Origin of the sequence: Arthrobacter sp. MMS18-M83 (assembly GCF_026683955.1) — a bacterium.
In the GTDB taxonomy this organism is placed as follows: Bacteria; Actinomycetota; Actinomycetes; order Actinomycetales; family Micrococcaceae; genus Arthrobacter.
The window spans coordinates 2,965,344-2,982,444 of the sequence record NZ_CP113343.1 but is presented as its reverse complement, the minus strand read 5'-3'; the positions used below and the strand labels follow the sequence as shown (position 1 = coordinate 2,982,444).

Below are 17,101 nucleotides of genomic sequence, written 5' to 3'. Positions count from 1 at the left end.
GTTTGCTGTACCGCTGGGACAGCCGGCACTCAGCCTGCGGGTTCCAGCTCGAACAACGGAGTGTCCGGGGTGTCGGTGCGGGCTTGGGAAATGACGTTTTGCGCCTGGATCCTGACGTATTCGGACAGCGTGAACTCCGAAAGGAAGCCGACATGCGGTGTCACCAGGATCCGCGGGTGGCCCATGAGCGGGTGGTCGGCGGGTGCCGGTTCGACGTCGAGCACGTCCAGCGCCGCTCCACGGATGTGGCCGGAGTCGACGGCGGCACGCAGGGCTCGGTCGTCGATCAGCTGCCCGCGGCTAACGTTCACGAGGTAGCTGCCCGGCCGCATCGCCGCGAGGCTTCCAGCGTTGATGATGTGGTGGGTTTCGTCCGAGAGAGGCATGTGCAAGGACACGACGGCGGACTCCGCCAGCACTTCTTCAAGACCGGCCCGGCGGATGCCCGCCTTCGCCAGCGTTTCCCTGGTGGCGGGAGTGTCCGGAAGGTAGGGATCGTAGCCGATAACCTCGCCGAAGACCCCGCAGGCCAGCTCTCCGAGACGGCTGCCGATCCGCCCGAGTCCGATCAACCCGAGCCGCTCCTGGCTGAGCCGGAACACCCTGCTGTCCGGGCGGCCGTTCCAGTCCCCCTCGGCCACGCGTTCCTGGAAGAACGGAATTTCGCGCGTGACAGCCAAGGCAAGCGCCAATGCGTGGGAGGCGACCTCCTCCGTGGCGACCCCGGGAAGGTTACTGACCCAAATACCGCGCTCCTTGGCGGCATCGAGGTCAACGTTGTCGAATCCCATTGAGACCAGGGCGATGATTTTCAAGCCCGGGATGGCGTCCATGACTTCCGCGGTGACGGTCGCGTAGCCCACCAGCAAGGCTGCTGCGTCTTTCGCTTGCTCCGCGATGACCGCGGGGTCCTGGGTGCCGAGGTATCGGACGTCGTAACCGTTGTCTTCCAGGAGGGCGACGCCGGCGGAGTAATCGAGGTCTTCCATGTCCGTGTAGACGGCGAGAGGGCGATGGCGCTTTTGCTCCGGCGTCGCCCTCTCCGGCGTAGCGGACTGCGCGTTAGTGGACATGACTCAAGAACTTCCTGGTCCGTTGATGCTGGGGGTTGTCGAAAAACTCGTCCGGGGTGCCTTGTTCCACGATCACGCCGCTGTCGAACAAGGTCACTTCATCGGCCACCCGGCGCGCGAAACGGACCTCGTGGGTGACCACGATCATGGTCATGCCATCGTTGGCCAGGCTCTCCATGACGTCCAGGACTTCGCCCACCAGTTCGGGATCCAAGGCGGAGGTTGGCTCGTCGAAGAGGAGGACGTCGGGGTTCATCACCAAGGCGCGGGCGATGGCTACGCGCTGCTGCTGGCCACCGGAAAGCTCTGAGGGGAAGTGCCCGGAACGATGCGAAAGCCCCACCCGTTGGAGCATGGCCATGGCCTGTTCTTCGGCTTCCTTGTGGTGGATGCCCTTGACGGAGGTCAGCCCGAGCATCACGTTGCGGCAGGCCGTCAGGTGCGGGAACAGGTTGAATTTCTGGAAGACCATACCTACGTTCCGGCGCTCCTTGGCGAGCTCGCGCTCAGGCAGGACAACGGCTCCGCTTGCTTTCTCGCGGACACCGGTGCGCCGCCCGCGGAGGAAGATCCCGCCGTCGTCGGCTGGCTCGAGTAGCGCCATCAGGCGCAACATGGTGGATTTGCCGGATCCGGAGGGACCGAGCACTGCCTTGACCTGTCCCTGATGGATATCGAATTCGACCCCGCGCAGGACGTGCTGGTCCTGGTATTTCTTGTGGAGATTCCGCACGCTGAGTACGGGATCGTTGGTGGACCAAATTTCCTGTTTGAGTTCCGGGCCCCTGTGGGTCATGACTGCACTCCTTGGCCGACTGGTTCCAGGACGGAAGGCTTCTTGGATTTGGACCGCGAGGTCCAGACGAACTTCTTCTCCACATAGCTTTGGAGAAGCGTCAGTAGGCTCACGATGATGAGGTAGTAGACGATTGCCGCGGCGTAGTACTCGGCATAGCGGAACGTGATGTTCACGCCCACCTGGGCCGTGGTGAGGAGTTCCTGCAGGGAAATCACCGAGGCCAGCGAGGAAAACTTAACCAAGCCGATGAACTCATTGCCCGTGGGAGGCAGCGCCGTGCGGATGGCCTGCGGCAGGACAACCTTGAGCATGACCTTGACCGGCGACATTCCGAGCGCCCGGCCGGCCAATGCCTGGCCTTCGTCGATGCTGAGCAGTGCCGAGCGGATGATCTCTGCCATGAAGGCGGCTTCCACGATGCCCAGGCCGATGAACGCGGCAATGAACGGGGAGAACCAATCCTGACGCAGGACGGGGAACAGTTGGGGCAAGGCGTTCCAGATGATGAGCAGGACCAGCAGTGCCGGGATGGCCCGGAAGAACCAGGTGTACAGGCCTGCCACACCCTGGGCGATCCGGCTGCGGGACGTGCGGCCCAGGGCAACGGCAAAGCCGATCGCCGTGGCCAAGACCAGTGAAAGCACCGCGACGGCGACGGACAGGAAAGCCCCGGACACGTAGCTCGGATTCACGAGTTGTTGGACGAAGATGTTGACATCGAACTCCATCACCAACTCCTTTCGCGTTAGGGGGCGGGGACCGCAGCGTTGGTGTGGCCCCCGCGGGGAGGATGGCGGCTAGGGGACGTCGACGATCGTGGCGTCCAGCTTGTTGTCCTTCGCGATCTTGCCCAGGGTGCCGTCCTGGTGAAGTTCCTTCAGTGCCTGCGCGATGGCAGGAGACAGAGGATCGTTCTTGCGGGTGAATACGCCGAACGTGGTGTCCGCGGGGAAGACTCCCGGAGCCACTGCGAGTTTGCCTTCGTTCTGGGCGGCCATGTAGGCGGCCGCCACGTTGGTCTCGATCAGGGCCTCGGACTTGCCGTTGAGGACTGCCAGAACGGTTTCAGCGGTCTTGGGGTATTCGGTGAGCTTGGGCTCGTCCTTGCCAGCCTTCTTACACTCGTCTTTAAGTGCGGTGATGCGCGCGGCGTTGGCGGAAGCACTCTGCGCTGCGACGGAATGGCCGCACAGATCCAGCGAGGTCTTGTAATTCCCGGCGCTGCCTGGGGCGGCCAGGATCGCAGGTCCGGCGTTCATGACGGCTGAGGCGTCGGCGACGTCCAGTCGGGCTTTGCTCATATAGAGGCCCCCGAAAATGGCATCGCAGCGACGGGTCTGGAGCCCCGGCATGAGGCCATCGAATGTGGTCACTTCGAACTTGGCATCCACGCCCCAGTGCTTGGCGAGCGCGCGGGCGGCATCGGCGTCGAACCCTACGATGTCACCGCTGGAGCCGTTGGCGTAGTACTCCAGCGGGGCGTATTCGGGGTCGATACACAGGGTGAGCTTGCCGCTCGTGGCGAGTCCCTTCGGCGCGGTGGCCGGTGCTTGCCCCGTTGAGCTGGTGGAAGCTGCGGCGGAGCAGCCGCTCAACAACAGGGCCAGCGCAGCGGCCGCCAAGGCGGGCTTCGTGAACTTGAGCATGTGCGATCTCCAATGAACTGTTGGGGTCGCGCCGAAACGCGAGTCGGAGGGCGCCGATGTGGCGCTGATCACGATGCTAACGAAAATGCCAGTCAAATCAAGCGAATCCGTCGTTTAATACTGATATCACACAGTTTTTGTACGTTCAAGATGCTTTACTTATCCAAATCGCTTGCCTATGGCTTGGCTTGTGAAAGTATTGACTAGGACGGCGGAGCTCGGCGCGCCGCGGCGCCGCACCTCTGTTGAGCACCTGTTTCCCGCGGCCCGAAGACAAGGCAGTTATTGTGAAGACCATGCATGATCTGGACGACAGGCTGATCCGCCTGCTGCAGGCCGATGGCCGCGCCTCGTTCAGCGAGCTGTCCAAGCAGCTGGGCGTGACGCGCTCCGCGGTGACAGCCAAGGTCAATGAACTCACGTCATCCGGCGAACTGCGGATTGTCGCTGCGGTCCATCCGCGCTTACTGGGCCTGACCGCCGTCGCGCATATTTCCATCCAGCTCAACGGTTCCGCGCGCGCTGCCCTGGACAAGTTGAGCCAGCTGGACGGCGCAGTCTTCGCTTCCCTCACCACGGGCAGGTATGGCATCATCGCCGAGCTCCGCCTGCCGACAGTGGAAAGGCTCTACGAGGACGTCGAGGCCATCCGTCTCTGCGACGGCGTGGCTGCCGTGGATGTCCTGATGTACAAGGAGGTGGTTCGCAGCCTCTTCCTCGGCAAAGAGCCACCGGATCCCCGGCTTGAACTGGACCAGACGGACCTCCTCGTCATGAGCGAGTTGCAGGTGGACGGCCGTCTCGGTTTCGAAGCCCTCGGTGAACGGATCGGACTCTCGGCCAGCGCCGCCAGGATCCGGGTCCTTCGCCTGCTCGAAGCCCGCGTCATGCAGATCGGGCCTATCCGGAGCCGCTCCGGCTCCTCCAGGTCTATGGCCTTTGGCTTCGGGATCTCGACGGCGGCCGGAACTGAGGAAGCAATCGACTTTTTCGCGGCGACACCCGGCGTGGAGTTCATCGCCAGTTGCCTTGGCCGGCACGACCTCGTGGCCACTGTGGGCGTCAGCTCCCTGGATGAAATGTACGAGGTCCTGGACAAGGCGCGGGCCATGAAATCCGTGGCAAGCGTGGAGTGCTGGCTGCACCTGAAGATCGTCCAAGAGCGATACGCCAAGCCCCTCGACAAGATGCTGGCGACAAAGGCCCAAGCCAACGGGCACTAGCCCCGGCTTCCGACCCCTTCCCCCGGCCGCCCCCTCCCCGACGCTCCCTCACATATAGCGCCTCCCGGCGTGACGCCCGCTCACATATGAACCCCTTCCGGGCCGACGCCCGATCACATTTGATGTCAAATGACGGAACCCTCCTGCAGATCATGATCTGCAGGAGGGTTCCGTGTTCCCCTGTAGGTGAGCGAGCGTCCGGTTTAGGACGTCTATAGGTGAGCGTCAGGCCTTCGCGATCGCTTCTTCCAACGCGCTAAGGATCAGCTTCACCGAGGCCCTGTTTGCATTCGGGCCCATCATGCCGATTCGCCAAACAGTCGACGTGAACGCACCGGCTCCGGAGCCGATTTCCATACTGAAGTTCTCCAGAAGGTAAGCGCGAACGGCAGCCGAGTCCACGCCGTCGGGCACTTTGACCGTGGTGAGGCTCGGCAATCGCGAGCCCTCGGCGGCAAACAACTCGAGCCCCATCGCTTCAAGGCCATCCCGCAACTCGGCCCCGGCTGCACGGTGCCGCGCCTGAACGGCCGTGAGCCCCTCGGCGAGGATGCGGTCCAGTCCAGCCTCGAGCCCGGCGATCATGGTCACCGGCGCAGTGTGGTGATAGGTCCGGCTGCCGCTCGCCGCCCCCACATACCCGCCGAGAAGACCGATATCCAGGTACCAAGAACGCGGCTCCTTGATGCGCCGATCAAACGCACGCTCGGATACCGTGAATGGCGACAAGCCGGGGGCGCTCCGAGGCACTTCTGCGTGCCGGCATAGCCGACGTCGATCCCCCACTCGTCGGCCAACAGCTCCAGCCCGCCGATGGACGTCACCGCGTCGACGATCAGGAGAGCATCGCCTTTGCCGGCGCCGAGGGGCGCGACGTCGGACAGGACACCTGTGGAGGTCTCGGCATGGACGGCGGCTATCACCTTGGGATGGGGGTGCGCGGCAAGGACCCGCTCCGCATCCACGGGCTGGCCCCATTCGTGGTCGACGCGTACCACCGTGGCCCCGCAGCGCCGAGCAACCTCGCACATGCGCTCCCCGAAAAGGCCATTGACGGCAATCACCGCGACGTCGCCGTCGGACACTGTATTAACAAAGGCCGCTTCCATCCCGCCGGAGCCGGTGGCGCTCAGCGGCAACGTGCGGGCGTTCCGGGTCCCCCACACTGTCCGAAGCCCCCCGCATGTCCGATCAAGTCGCTCGATGAACACAGGATCCAGATGCCCGATCACCGGATAGGCCAGCGCCGCAGTCACTTCCGGATAGCAATTGCTGGGACCCGGTCCGAAGAGATACCGGGAAGTCAGGACCTCGGGCATCGCAGAACTCCTTTGGCTCGTTGCTGACATTGTCCACCAGACAGCAAAGGTGAGCGAGCGTTTCCGTAGAAGGCACCAAAGGTGAGCGAGCGTCGGAGGGCGGGAGGGGCGTACCTGCGGTATTCTCTTGACACCACGGCGGTCTTTGGATTCACTATTACGTATGCTGAAATAACAGTTCCATGATGTGGAAGGTCTGAGGTGCGGAGGCGCGCAGGCCCATCCGGCAGGAATCACCGGAGTTCCGCATAGCCAACACCATGGATGCCAGCACTCGCACGAGGAATGAACAAGCATGCAGCTTGAAGTTTTCAACAGTGTGGGCCGTGCGGACGCCATCAACGTCCTCCGCCCATGCCTCGACATCCAGCGCTGGGTGGAGCACATCGCCGATGCGCGCCCTTTCAGGAGCCTGGACTCCCTGCTCCACTTCGCCCGGGAAACCGCCGAGCCGTTCACGCCGGACGAAGTGGCCGCCGCCATGGCCCATCACCCCCGGATCGGTGAACGGCCCAAGGCTCGGACCACCGAGGCCGCGATGTCCCGCTCCGAACAAGCCGGCGTCGACCCCAGCGACGACGGCGTCGTCACCGCTTTGGCCGAAGGCAACCGTGAGTACGAGGCCAAGTTCGGCCGCGTCTTCCTGATCCGCGCCGCGGGCCGGACTGCCGGGGAAATCCTGGCGTCCCTCCACGAACGATTGGCCCACACCGTGGAAGAAGAGGACATCATCGTGGCAGGACAGTTGCGCGAAATCGCGTTGCTGCGGATTGCCGGCGTGATCAATGAGTCCAGCGCGATCAGCGAAGGAGTGCCCAACAAATGAGCGTTTCCCAGATAACCACCCACATCCTGGACACCGGCTCCGGCCGCCCGGCGGCGGGCGTCGCCGTCGTTCTCTCAGTGCGCGATGGCGACGACTGGAGGCGCGTAGCTAGTGGCACCACCGATGCGGATGGTCGGATCAAGGATCTGGGCCCGGAAAGGGTCGACGGCGGCAGCTACCGCTTGAACTTTGCGACCGGTCCGTATTACAAGGCACAAGGCGTGGACACCTTTTTCCCGGAAGTGGACTTGAGCTTCACGGTGTCCGACGCCGGCGAGCACTACCACGTGCCGTTGCTGCTCAGCCCCTTCGCGTTCTCCACGTACCGGGGCAGCTAACAACTCCGCATGGCTGCCCAACTAGCTCGCAGTTGTTGTCGTTATAGCGGCTCAAAACGACACCTAATGCGAGCTAGTTGGGTCGGCGGAGCCAGGCATGCCTCGAAACGGTAGGCTGGAAGGCATGATTTCCGACGACTCGAACACCGCCAGCGGCACGCCAAACAACGGCACGGCGCAGAATGGCACGGCACACGACGGCGGGCCCGAACGCCGCGGAATCACGGTCCGCCGCGCTCCCAAGTTCGTTCCGTTCCTGGCGCTGGGCGGGGTTGTCGGCATCATCGCAGCCGCCTTCGTGGCCTATGGACTCCCCGGCGACCCCAGCTTTGACCGCGGCGCAGTCTTCGGCTTCTTCCTCGTGGCCTTCGCTGGCGGCGGCGTGCTCCTGGGTTCCATCGCCGCGCTCGTCCTGGACAAGGTCAGCGTGCGGCGTTCCCAGCGCGCCGTCGTCGAGTCCGTGCCGGACTCAAACGAGGACGACGCCGAAGCATAGGATCCGGGTCACAAAGACGCGTGAGGGAAAATACCACGCCAACATCATGCGACAATTGACCAGTGGCACGTGGCGACGGAAAACTTTCTCATGATCTTCTCCCCGACGAAAAAGGACCTCAGGACGCTTGTGGCGTCTTCGGGGTCTGGGCGCCGGGCGAAGAAGTAGCAAAACTCACCTATTACGGGCTGTATGCGCTGCAGCACCGCGGACAAGAATCGGCCGGTATTGCTACCAGTGACGGCAAGCGCATCAATGTCTACAAGGACATGGGCCTCGTGTCCCAGGTCTTCGACGAGACGACGCTGAACACCCTCACCGGGCACCTCGCCGTCGGCCACTGCCGCTACTCCACCACCGGAGCGAGCCACTGGGCCAACGCACAGCCCACCCTCGGCGCAACTTCCACTGGGACCGTGGCCCTCGCCCACAACGGCAACCTGACCAACACCGCCGAACTCAGGGAAATGATCCTCGAGCTCAATGGCGGCCAGTTGACCGGCGAAATGAAGCAGGGCAACACCTCGGATACCGCTCTGGTCACCGCCCTCCTCGAAGGCGAAGAAGGCAAGACCCTCGAACAGACCGCCCTTGAGCTGTTGCCCAAGATCCGCGGCGGTTTCTGTTTCGTCTTCATGGACGAAGGCACGCTCTACGCGGCCCGCGACACCTACGGCATCCGCCCCTTGTGCTTGGGGCGCCTCGAACGCGGCTGGGTTGTCGCCTCCGAGCAGTCTGCCCTGGCCACGGTCGGCGCGAGCTTCATCCGCGAGATCGAGCCCGGCGAGTTCATCGCGATCGATGAGAACGGCGTCCGCTCCCAGCGCTTCGCGGACGCGACGCCGGCCGGTTGCGTTTTCGAGTACGTCTACCTTGCGCGCCCCGACGCTTCCATTGCCGGGCGCTCCGTGTACGAGTCCCGGGTGGAAATGGGCCGCCAGCTGGCCCGCGAAAACACCCAGGCAGCGGACATCGTCATCCCGGTCCCGGAATCCGGCACCCCTGCCGCAGTCGGCTACGCCGAGGAGTCCGGTATCCCGTTCGCCCATGGCTTCGTCAAGAACTCCTACGTAGGCCGTACGTTCATCCAGCCCTCGCAGACCCTGCGCCAGCTCGGCATCCGGCTCAAGCTCAACGCCCTCGAATCCGTGATCCGCGGCAAGCGCGTGGTGGTTGTGGATGACTCGATCGTCCGCGGCAACACCCAGCGCGCCATCGTCCGGATGCTCCGCGAGGCCGGCGCCGCGGCCGTCCACATCAAGATCTCCTCCCCGCCGGTCCAGTGGCCCTGCTTCTACGGCATCGATTTCGCCTCCCGCGCTGAACTGATCGCCAACGGTGCCACCATCGAGGAAATCTCCCACGCCATTGGCGCTGACTCCCTCGCCTACATTTCCGAAGACGGCATGATCGGCGCCACCCAGCAGCCCCGCGAACGCCTCTGTACGGCCTGCTTCACGGGCCAGTACCCCATCGAACTTCCGGGCTCGGACAAACTGGGCAAGAACCTGCTGGAGCGCACCGACCTCGGCGGGCTGCCGACGTCGGGCATTTCTGGCGGAACCGACAGCGCAGACTTGGACGACCCGGCCAACAAGCCCGGCGCCACGGGCTGCGATCCCGGACCCGACGCCGAGTTTGAGAACCTGCTGACCGACGCCGATAAGAAAGAGTCTGTATGACCTCCGCATCCTCCGCCGCTGAGAACACAACCGGCATCACCTACGCGTCCGCGGGCGTCGACGTCGAAGCGGGCGACCGCGCCGTCGAACTCATGAAGGACGCCGTCAAGGCGACCCACAACAGCTCGGTGCTCGGCGGCGTCGGCGGTTTCGCCGGCCTGTACGACGTCTCCAAGCTGCTCACGTACAAGAGGCCCCTGCTGGCCACGTCCACTGACGGCGTCGGCACCAAGGTGGCTATCGCCCAGGCCATGGACATCCACGACACCATCGGCTTCGACCTGGTCGGCATGGTAGTGGACGACATCGTGGTGGTGGGTGCCGAGCCGCTCTTCATGACCGACTACATCGCTTGCGGCAAGGTTGTCCCCGAGCGCATCGCGGACATCGTCCGAGGCATCGCAGCCGCCTGTTCCGTTGCCGGAACCGCACTGGTGGGCGGCGAAACCGCTGAGCACCCTGGCCTGCTGGGTGAGCACGAGTACGACGTCGCCGGTGCAGCTACCGGTGTTGTCGAAGCCGACGCTTTGCTCGGCCCGGACCGCGTCCGCGCCGGCGACGTCGTGATCGGCATGGCGTCCTCCGGCCTGCACTCCAACGGCTACTCCCTGGTCCGCCGCGTCATCAACCACGCTGGTTGGGCCTTGGACCGCCAGGTCTCCGAACTCGGCCGCACCTTGGGTGAAGAGCTGCTGGAGCCGACCCGCGTCTACGCCGCCGATTGCCTGGACCTCACCCGCACCTTCCCGGTTTCCGGCCTCGGCACAGCGGTTGGTGCAGTGCATGGCTTCAGCCACGTCACCGGCGGCGGCTTGGCAGCCAACCTGGCCCGCGTCCTGCCACAGGGCCTCGTGGCCACGGTTGACCGCGCCACGTGGGAACTGCCGGCCATCTTCAAGCTGGTGTCCGAGCTCGGCAATGTGCCCCTGGCCGATCTCGAGCGCACACTCAACCTGGGCGTCGGCATGGTGGCCATCGTGTCGCCGGAGATCGCCGACGCCGCTGTTTCCCGCCTCAACGAGCGCGGCCTGCCGTCCTGGGTCATGGGTACTGTTGCCGCGGATTCCGCATCCGTGGACAAGAGCGGCCCGGACTACGTCCAGGGTGCCAAGGGCGTCGATGGCGGCGCGGTCCGCCTGGTCAACGCTTACGCCTAAGGGTTCTTACCCAAAACGAGTGCCCATCCAATTGCCGATCTGGCGGTTGGGTGGGCACTCGTTTGTTTAAGGCCTAGCTGCTTTCGCCGGCCATCACGCTGAAGGCCGCTCCGGCGGGATCACCGAGAACTGCCATGCGGCCGATGCCGGGAACGTCGAAGGCAGGAGCGAAGACCTGGGCCCCGAGTTCCACGGCCTTCGCCACGGATTCATTGACGTCGGCCACATTGAAGTACGTCATCCAGAACGGCGGCACACCTTCCATGGGCTGCTTCATGGCTCCGGCCACGGACGTTCCATCTACGACGAACTGCGTGTACTCCTGCAGATCACCGGCCGCGGCCGTCTCGGTGGAGCACCCCGTCACGGCCTCATAGAAGGCCACCGCCTTGGAGACGTCGTTTGTCTGCAGCTCGCTCCAGACCACCGTGCCCGGCTCATTGACCAACCCGGCGCCGTGGTGGCTTCCGGCTTCCCAGAAACCAATCTGCGCACCCGTTGGATCGGCGGCGAAGAACATCCGGCCGCTCCCGTTGGGGACGCTGTCCGGCGGGAAGAGGATGTTGCCGCCGGCCGCCGCCGCTCGCTCAGCTGCATCGTCGACCGAATCGACGGCGAGGTAGTTGGCCCAGTAGGACGGCGCACCTGCCGCAGCCATGTCCGGCATCTGCTGCATCATGCCCGCTACGTAGCGGTCCTGCAGCTTGGCCATGTAGTAGGTCACGCCGTTGCCGGCATCCATCGCGTCCAATTCCCAGCCGAACAGATCACCGTAGAAGGCCTTGGAAGCCTCGATGTCCGACGACGACAGGTCCACCCAACACGGAGTTCCCTGCTTGTAGCTATCAACCTGCGGCATTGCTATCCCTTCGTTGAAGATGCCGGCATACGCCAGCGGATACCACGTTCAAACTAGTACGGGGGTCCGACACTGACAACAGCCAGCGCGGGCGGACCCGCTTGGAGCCCCTCGTAGTCCTCTATGCGTGAACTGCCCGGCCCGTGAATGCGACCAAGCGGTCCAGGCTGGATGCCGACTCTGCGACTTCCTGGGCAGGAGCGAAGCTGCCGCTTGCGCGGACCTGCTCGCTGATGGTGTTCTGCGCGAGGACCTCGACGTAATCGGTGAGTTCATCTGCCACCGACACCTCAAGGCCCAGGGCCTTGGAGAAGTCCCAGGCGTGGACCAGGAACTCGAGGTTGAGGATGGAAGCTACCATCGGAGCCGGCAGTTCGGCGAAGCCCATGTCGATGGTGCCCTCGAGCCCGCGGCGGTAGAAGGCTTCCAGTGTGGGCTGCGCGAGATCTGCGATGCGCACCTCAGGCGACTTTCCGGCGTCGTCGGCTACGTCGGCACCCAGGGCCTTGGCGATGCCGGAAATCGAGCCGGCGAGGTGGTCAAGCAACTGCGACACGTTGAAATCGGCGCACGGAGTCTGGGTCTGTGCGTCAGCTTCGGTGACGTGCGCCAGCACGCGCTGCACGATGGCAAGCGTTGCGTCCGCACTGGTGAGCTCGTTGAGATCGGCAGGGGCCGCTGCCCATTCGTCGGCACCGGCGTCGCCCGTGGATGCCGCGGCGAGGAGACGATCGAGGTAGTGGTTCCAGCCCTCGGAGTGGGCTGCGACGGCTTCGGGCGTCGGAAGTCCTTCGTGCACAAAGCGGACCGTGGTGCCGCCGTCGGCCGGCTCAAGGGTGATGGCTACGGTGGAGACGTTGTCCGCCGGCGCTTCAGGCTGCTCCCAGGCCCAGGTGAAGACGACGCGCTTGCCCGGTTCGATTTCGGTGAAGGTTCCGGCCGCGTGGTGGCCCGGAGTGACGGTCCAGCGGTACGCGCCGCCTACCTGCAGGTCGACGCGGGCGGCAACGGTCTGCCAGCGGCGGAGGCGTGCGGGCTGGGTGATGAGTTCGAACGCCTGGTCGACGTTGAGGGGAAGAAGAACGGTCTTGTCATAAATCATGATGATTCCTCTGTTGTTTGAAGGCGGTCGGTGGTGAAGTTTTGGGCGTCAGCAAGGAGCATGTCCAGCTCCGTGGTCCAGAACTGCTCAAAAAGCATCCGGAGTTCTCTCATGCCAGCGTTGTCCAAACGATAGAAGCGGTTGCGTCCCTCTTTGCGGGCCGCAACGAGGCCTACCTGCTCCAGCAGCAACAAGTGCTGCGAAACGGCGGACCTGCTCACCGTGAATTCGCCAGCCAGCTCCGTCACGGTGCGCTCGCCCGCCGCAAGCATTTGCAGCAGGCGCCGCCTGTTCGGCTCCGCGGCGACTTCCAGTGGGTCGAGCATGATTAATACGTTAGCCGTCACTAACGCATTCTGTCAACGGCTTTCGAGAGCGCACTACCAACGACTACAGCACGGCGGACACGCCTCATCGACAAGGGAACGAAAAAAGCCCGTGGGGCACGCCAATCATGGCGGGCCCCACGGGCTCAATCGCTTGCGTGGCATCCGGGGATGCCAAATGACCTAGTGTACGACGGCGGTACGCAACTCGATGCCGGAAGGCACCTGATGGTCGCGACAGCTATCCGATGCGGCGGGTGTCTACCTCGTCGTCATCGTCTTCCAAGTCCTGTGCGTACTTGTCCTCATAAGCCGAGTAGTCCGGCTCCGGCGGATCATCCGCGAATCGGCTCGTCGCACGACTTGATGGACCCGTCAGCTCGCGCTGAAGGGCCGAATAGTCAGTGTTCGGGGAGTAGTACTTAATGTCCCGAGCCTGCTTGGTAGCTTTTGCCTTTTGACGGCCGCGCCCCATGGCGTGACCCCCTTTTGTACTTGGACCGGAGGTGGTCACCTTGGCGATCGGTGAGGCCCCGGAATGTTTGGTCAATTTGTCGTATGTCTAGATTACATGCTTTCCGGAGCAACTGCTTGCCACGACGTTCACGAAAGCAGCGTCACAGTCCCACCCGGCAGCCTCAACATTCATCGGCATGAAAAACTTGGGTAGAGTCGCCCTAATATCGGGCCACACGCAGGAGAGGCGCAAAACCAGACATGGGCCAGGACAACACCTTCCCGGGCAACAACGGTACAAGGGACGATGAGTCGCCGGTAGACCCGGATTCAGGGGCCGAGGAACCGGGGATTACGGGCGTTGATCCGGAGAACGCCGAACCTGCCCACTATGAGCCGGAGTTCACCGGTCCCGCCGGAAAAGAGTCCCGGCAGCGGACCACACTGGATACCATGACGCGGCAACGGCTCATCCTTGGCGGCATCGTGCTGGGTGTGTTGGTCCTCATCGGCGTAGTGATCTGGGTCCTCGTTGGAGCCTTGGCCAACCGTCCGGTGGCCGATGTCACTCCCGAACCCGCCACGTCCACCAGCCGCGGGCCCCTTCCGGCGGACGTGGAGGCCAAGGACTACCAGTTGGGCGATTGCTTCGCTGACTTCGACTCCAACGCAAGCAAGGCGAGGGTCGTGGAATGCAACACCGACCATTCCGCCCAGCTCGGCGCCATTTTCCGCTACAAAGCCGAGGACTCTTTTCCCGGCGCTACAGCACTGCGGGACAAAGGCCGCGAAATCTGCCGGACGATGATGCTCAACGAGGCATCCAGCAAGTACGTGCTGCTCCAACAAAACGTCTATCCGAGCTCCGCCAGCTGGGACAAGGGCGACCGCCGCGTGGACTGCTTCATTGTGGTGGACTCGGGTAACACGCTCAAGGAATCAGTACTTCAGAAGTAGCCCTGCTAGCCCTTCCGCCTCACCGTGAGGCCGCTACCTGCCGGAGCGCCGCCGTCGGGACCTGACAGAGCCTCGAGCCCCTCGATGGTGAGTTCGTCGACGTCGGCCGCTGTGTCCACCAGCACGGTGTCGCCGTCCGCGATCTCCCCGGCGAGGATTTCCTTGGCCAGGCGGTCTCCGATCTCTCGTTGAACCAGCCTGCGCAACGGACGGGCGCCGTAGGCGAGATCGTAACCGGACATCGCGAGCCAGGCACGGGCGCCGTCGGTGACCTCGAGGATGAGCCGGCGGTCGTGCAGCCTCTTGGTCAGCTCGTCCACGTGCAGCTCAACGATCTTGGCCAGCTCGTCTACGGTGAGGGCATCAAACAAGACGATCTCATCGAGCCGGTTGAGGAATTCCGGCTTGAACGAAGCGTTGACCACGGCCATGACCGCATTTCGCTTCGACGCGGCGTCCAAGGTTGGATCCACGAGGAACTGGCTGCCATGGTTTGAGGTCAGCACCAGGATGGTGTTCCGGAAGTCCACAGTGCGGCCTTGACCGTCGGTGAGGCGGCCGTCGTCGAGCACTTGGAGGAGGATGTCGAAGACTTCCGGGTGGGCCTTCTCTACCTCGTCGAGCAGGATCACGGAGTACGGGCGGCGCCGGACGGCTTCCGTGAGCTGACCGCCTTCCTCGTAGCCGACATATCCGGGAGGAGCACCGACCAGGCGGGCCACGGAGTGCTTCTCCCCGTACTCGGACATGTCGATCCGCACCATGGCGCGTTCATCATCGAAGAGGAAGTCGGCCAGCGCTTTGGCCAGTTCGGTCTTCCCGACGCCGGTGGGGCCGAGGAACAAGAACGAACCCGTGGGGCGGTTGGGGTCGCTGATACCCGCGCGGGCGCGGCGGACGGCGTCGGAAACGGCGGCCACGGCCTTGGATTGGCCGATCAGCCGCTTGCCGATCTCCTCTTCCATGTGCAGCAGCTTCTGGGATTCGCCTTGCAGCATGCGGCCTGCGGGGATGCCGGTCCAGGCGGAAATGACTTCGGCAATATCGTCCGCCGTGACTTCGTCGGCGACCATCAACGCAGGCTTTGCTTCGCCCCGCGCCTCCCTGGCGGATTCCTCCTCGGCTGCCGCACTGAGCTCGCGCTCCAACGCCGGCAGCTCGCCGTAGAGAATGCGCGAGGCAGCCTCAAGGTCGCCTTCGCGCTGGTACTTTTCGGCGGCGGATCGCAATTCGTCGATTTTCGCTTTGAGGTCACCAACCCGGTTGAGCCCGGCCTTCTCAGATTCCCAGCGGGCGTTCAATGCCGCCAGGGTTTCCTTCTTGTCCGCCTTGTCAGCGCGGAGGGCTGCGAGACGCTCCACCGAGGCGGCATCAGTCTCGCGGGCGAGGGCCAACTCTTCCATGGTGAGGCGGTCTACGGCCCGGCGAAGCTGGTCGATTTCCTCGGGAGCGGAATCGATCTCCATACGCAACCGTGACGCGGCCTCGTCCACGAGGTCGATCGCCTTGTCCGGCAACTGGCGGCCCGAGATGTACCGGTTTGAGAGCGTGGCGGCGGCTACCAGGGCAGAGTCTGCGATAGCCACTTTGTGGTGGGCCTCGTAGCGTTCCTTGAGGCCCCGGAGGATCCCGATGGTGTCCTCCACGCTCGGCTCACCGACGTAGACCTGCTGGAATCGGCGTTCCAGGGCCGGATCCTTCTCGACGTTCTCGCGGTACTCGTCCAGCGTGGTGGCGCCGATGAGCCGGAGCTCGCCGCGGGCCAGCATCGGCTTGAGCATATTGCCGGCGTCCATTGCACTTTCGCCCGTGGCCCCGGCGCCCACAACGGTGTGGATTTCGTCGATAAACGTGACGATCTGACCGTTGGAGTTCTTGATCTCCTCCAGTACGGCCTTGAGGCGTTCCTCGAACTCGCCGCGGTACTTGGCTCCGGCCACCATCGAAGCGAGGTCCAATGCGATCAGGGTCTTGCCGCGCAGGCTTTCCGGGACGTCCCCGGCCACCATACGCTGGGCGAGGCCTTCGACCACGGCCGTCTTACCCACGCCGGGTTCACCGATCAGCACCGGGTTGTTCTTGGTGCGGCGGCTTAGGACCTGGACGACTCGCCGAATTTCACTGTCCCGCCCGATCACGGGATCCAGCTTGCCGGAGCGCGCCACGGCGGTGAGGTCCATACCGTATTTCTCCAGCGCTTGGAAGGTGTTTTCGGGGTCCGCGGAGGTTACCTTCCGGTCTCCGCGGACACCCGGCAAGGCGGCGAGGAGCGCTTCATGGGAGGCGCCGGCGTCGCGCAGTAGTTTCCCTACGGCGTCGCTTCCGGCAGAAAGTCCCAAAAGGAGGTGCTCGGTGGACACGAAGGAATCACCGAGTTTCTCGGCCTCGTGCTGGGCGGCCTGGATGGCTTGCATGGAGGGGCGGGAGAGCTGCGCTTGCTGCACGGAACTGCCCGACGACGACGGCAGGGCCTTGATCACAGAACTCGCCTGCACGCTCACCGCGTCCGGGTCCGCTCCCGTCGCGCGCAAAAGCGCGACGGCGACGCCCTCGCGCTGGTCCATGAGCGCCTTGAGCAGGTGGGCCGGCTCCAATTGCGGATTTCCGGCGGTGGAGGCGTTCATGGCCGCTGCGGAAAGAGCCTCCTGGCTCTTGGTGGTGAATTTGACGTCCATTGAAGAGCTCCTTTCGGGAAGATGACTGTTTCTCAAAGTTGAGTCTACTATGCTCAACTTTGAGAAACCGGCCCTCCCGCTCCATGTTTGCCGACGGCGAAACTACTGTCCATAGTCCACCCCACTTATGTGGAAAAGCCCCTCGCCGTTTGCGGCTCCGAGCCCTA

General features: G+C 63.9%; 16 protein-coding genes and 1 pseudogene. 7 read left to right on the top strand and 10 right to left on the bottom strand.

The features are described 5' to 3' along the window. Positions 1–29: 29 nt before the first annotated feature. From OW521_RS14140 to OW521_RS14125, 4 genes are all read right to left on the bottom strand, one after another. Positions 30–1,073 (bottom strand): C-terminal binding protein, encoded by a 1,044-nt coding sequence (locus OW521_RS14140; protein ID WP_268020263.1) that lies wholly within the window; start codon positions 1,071–1,073, stop codon positions 30–32. Continuing rightward, positions 1,063–1,869, bottom strand: a complete 807-nt coding sequence (locus OW521_RS14135) for an amino acid ABC transporter ATP-binding protein (RefSeq protein WP_268020262.1) — start codon at positions 1,867–1,869, stop codon at positions 1,063–1,065. Before OW521_RS14135 ends, OW521_RS14140 begins: the two co-directional genes overlap by 11 nt. Further along, complete coding sequence (locus OW521_RS14130) at positions 1,866–2,600, bottom strand: amino acid ABC transporter permease (protein ID WP_268020261.1); 735 nt, start codon at positions 2,598–2,600, stop codon at positions 1,866–1,868. The genes OW521_RS14135 and OW521_RS14130 overlap by 4 nt, the downstream gene beginning before the upstream one ends. A 69-nt stretch (positions 2,601–2,669) precedes the next feature. Further along, positions 2,670–3,518 carry a transporter substrate-binding domain-containing protein gene (locus OW521_RS14125; protein ID WP_268020260.1) on the bottom strand — a complete coding sequence of 283 codons (849 nt, stop codon included), beginning with the start codon at positions 3,516–3,518 and terminating at the stop codon, positions 2,670–2,672. A 296-nt stretch (positions 3,519–3,814) separates the two neighbouring features. On the opposite strand from OW521_RS14125, the gene OW521_RS14120 reads away from it, so the two are divergent. After that, positions 3,815–4,741, top strand: a complete 927-nt coding sequence (locus OW521_RS14120; RefSeq protein WP_268025882.1) for an Lrp/AsnC family transcriptional regulator — start codon at positions 3,815–3,817, stop codon at positions 4,739–4,741. Between the two features lie 225 nt (positions 4,742–4,966). Here OW521_RS14120 and OW521_RS14115 read toward each other — a convergent pair. After that, positions 4,967–6,060 (bottom strand): annotated as a pseudogene (locus OW521_RS14115) (pyridoxal-phosphate-dependent aminotransferase family protein). A 295-nt stretch (positions 6,061–6,355) separates the two neighbouring features. On the opposite strand from OW521_RS14115, the gene uraD reads away from it, so the two are divergent. The 5 genes from uraD (at position 6,356) to purM (ending at position 10,559) form a co-directional block, all read left to right on the top strand. Continuing rightward, complete coding sequence (gene uraD, locus OW521_RS14110; protein WP_268020259.1) at positions 6,356–6,886, top strand: 2-oxo-4-hydroxy-4-carboxy-5-ureidoimidazoline decarboxylase; 531 nt, start codon at positions 6,356–6,358, stop codon at positions 6,884–6,886. Then, on the top strand, positions 6,883–7,224 hold the full coding sequence (gene uraH, locus OW521_RS14105; protein WP_268020258.1) for a hydroxyisourate hydrolase: 342 nt from the start codon (positions 6,883–6,885) through the stop codon (positions 7,222–7,224). Before uraD ends, uraH begins: the two co-directional genes overlap by 4 nt. A gap of 124 nt (positions 7,225–7,348) precedes the next feature. Then, the gene (locus OW521_RS14100; protein WP_268020257.1) at positions 7,349–7,720 is read left to right on the top strand and encodes a hypothetical protein; all 372 of its coding nucleotides are present in this window, start codon (positions 7,349–7,351) and stop codon (positions 7,718–7,720) included. 62 nt (positions 7,721–7,782) lie between these two features. Continuing rightward, positions 7,783–9,402 (top strand): amidophosphoribosyltransferase, encoded by a 1,620-nt coding sequence (gene purF, locus OW521_RS14095; RefSeq protein WP_268020256.1) that lies wholly within the window; start codon positions 7,783–7,785, stop codon positions 9,400–9,402. Next, the gene (purM, locus tag OW521_RS14090; RefSeq protein ID WP_268020255.1) at positions 9,399–10,559 is read left to right on the top strand and encodes a phosphoribosylformylglycinamidine cyclo-ligase; all 1,161 of its coding nucleotides are present in this window, start codon (positions 9,399–9,401) and stop codon (positions 10,557–10,559) included. Before purF ends, purM begins: the two co-directional genes overlap by 4 nt. 73 nt (positions 10,560–10,632) lie before the next feature. Here purM and OW521_RS14085 read toward each other — a convergent pair whose 3' ends face one another. The 4 genes from OW521_RS14085 to OW521_RS14070 form a co-directional block, all read right to left on the bottom strand. Next, positions 10,633–11,418, bottom strand: coding sequence for a VOC family protein (locus OW521_RS14085; RefSeq protein ID WP_268020254.1), 786 nt, complete (start codon positions 11,416–11,418; stop codon positions 10,633–10,635). 121 nt (positions 11,419–11,539) lie between these two features. Continuing rightward, a complete protein-coding gene (locus tag OW521_RS14080; RefSeq protein ID WP_268020253.1) occupies positions 11,540–12,520 on the bottom strand; it encodes a TIGR03086 family metal-binding protein in 981 nt (326 codons plus the stop codon). After that, entirely contained in the window at positions 12,517–12,846 is a 330-nt protein-coding gene (locus OW521_RS14075; RefSeq protein ID WP_268020252.1) for an ArsR/SmtB family transcription factor, read from the bottom strand. The genes OW521_RS14080 and OW521_RS14075 overlap by 4 nt, the downstream gene beginning before the upstream one ends. Positions 12,847–13,087: 241 nt before the next feature. Then, positions 13,088–13,321 (bottom strand): DUF3073 domain-containing protein, encoded by a 234-nt coding sequence (locus tag OW521_RS14070; protein WP_028265518.1) that lies wholly within the window; start codon positions 13,319–13,321, stop codon positions 13,088–13,090. 242 nt (positions 13,322–13,563) lie between these two features. Here OW521_RS14070 and OW521_RS14065 point away from each other — a divergent pair, with 242 nt between their 5' ends. Next, the gene (locus OW521_RS14065; protein ID WP_268020251.1) at positions 13,564–14,259 is read left to right on the top strand and encodes a septum formation family protein; all 696 of its coding nucleotides are present in this window, start codon (positions 13,564–13,566) and stop codon (positions 14,257–14,259) included. Positions 14,260–14,264: 5 nt separating this feature from the next. Here the strand turns inward: OW521_RS14065 and clpB are convergent, their stop codons facing one another. After that, on the bottom strand, positions 14,265–16,934 hold the full coding sequence (clpB, locus tag OW521_RS14060; RefSeq protein WP_268020250.1) for an ATP-dependent chaperone ClpB: 2,670 nt from the start codon (positions 16,932–16,934) through the stop codon (positions 14,265–14,267). Positions 16,935–17,101: the final 167 nt, after the last annotated feature.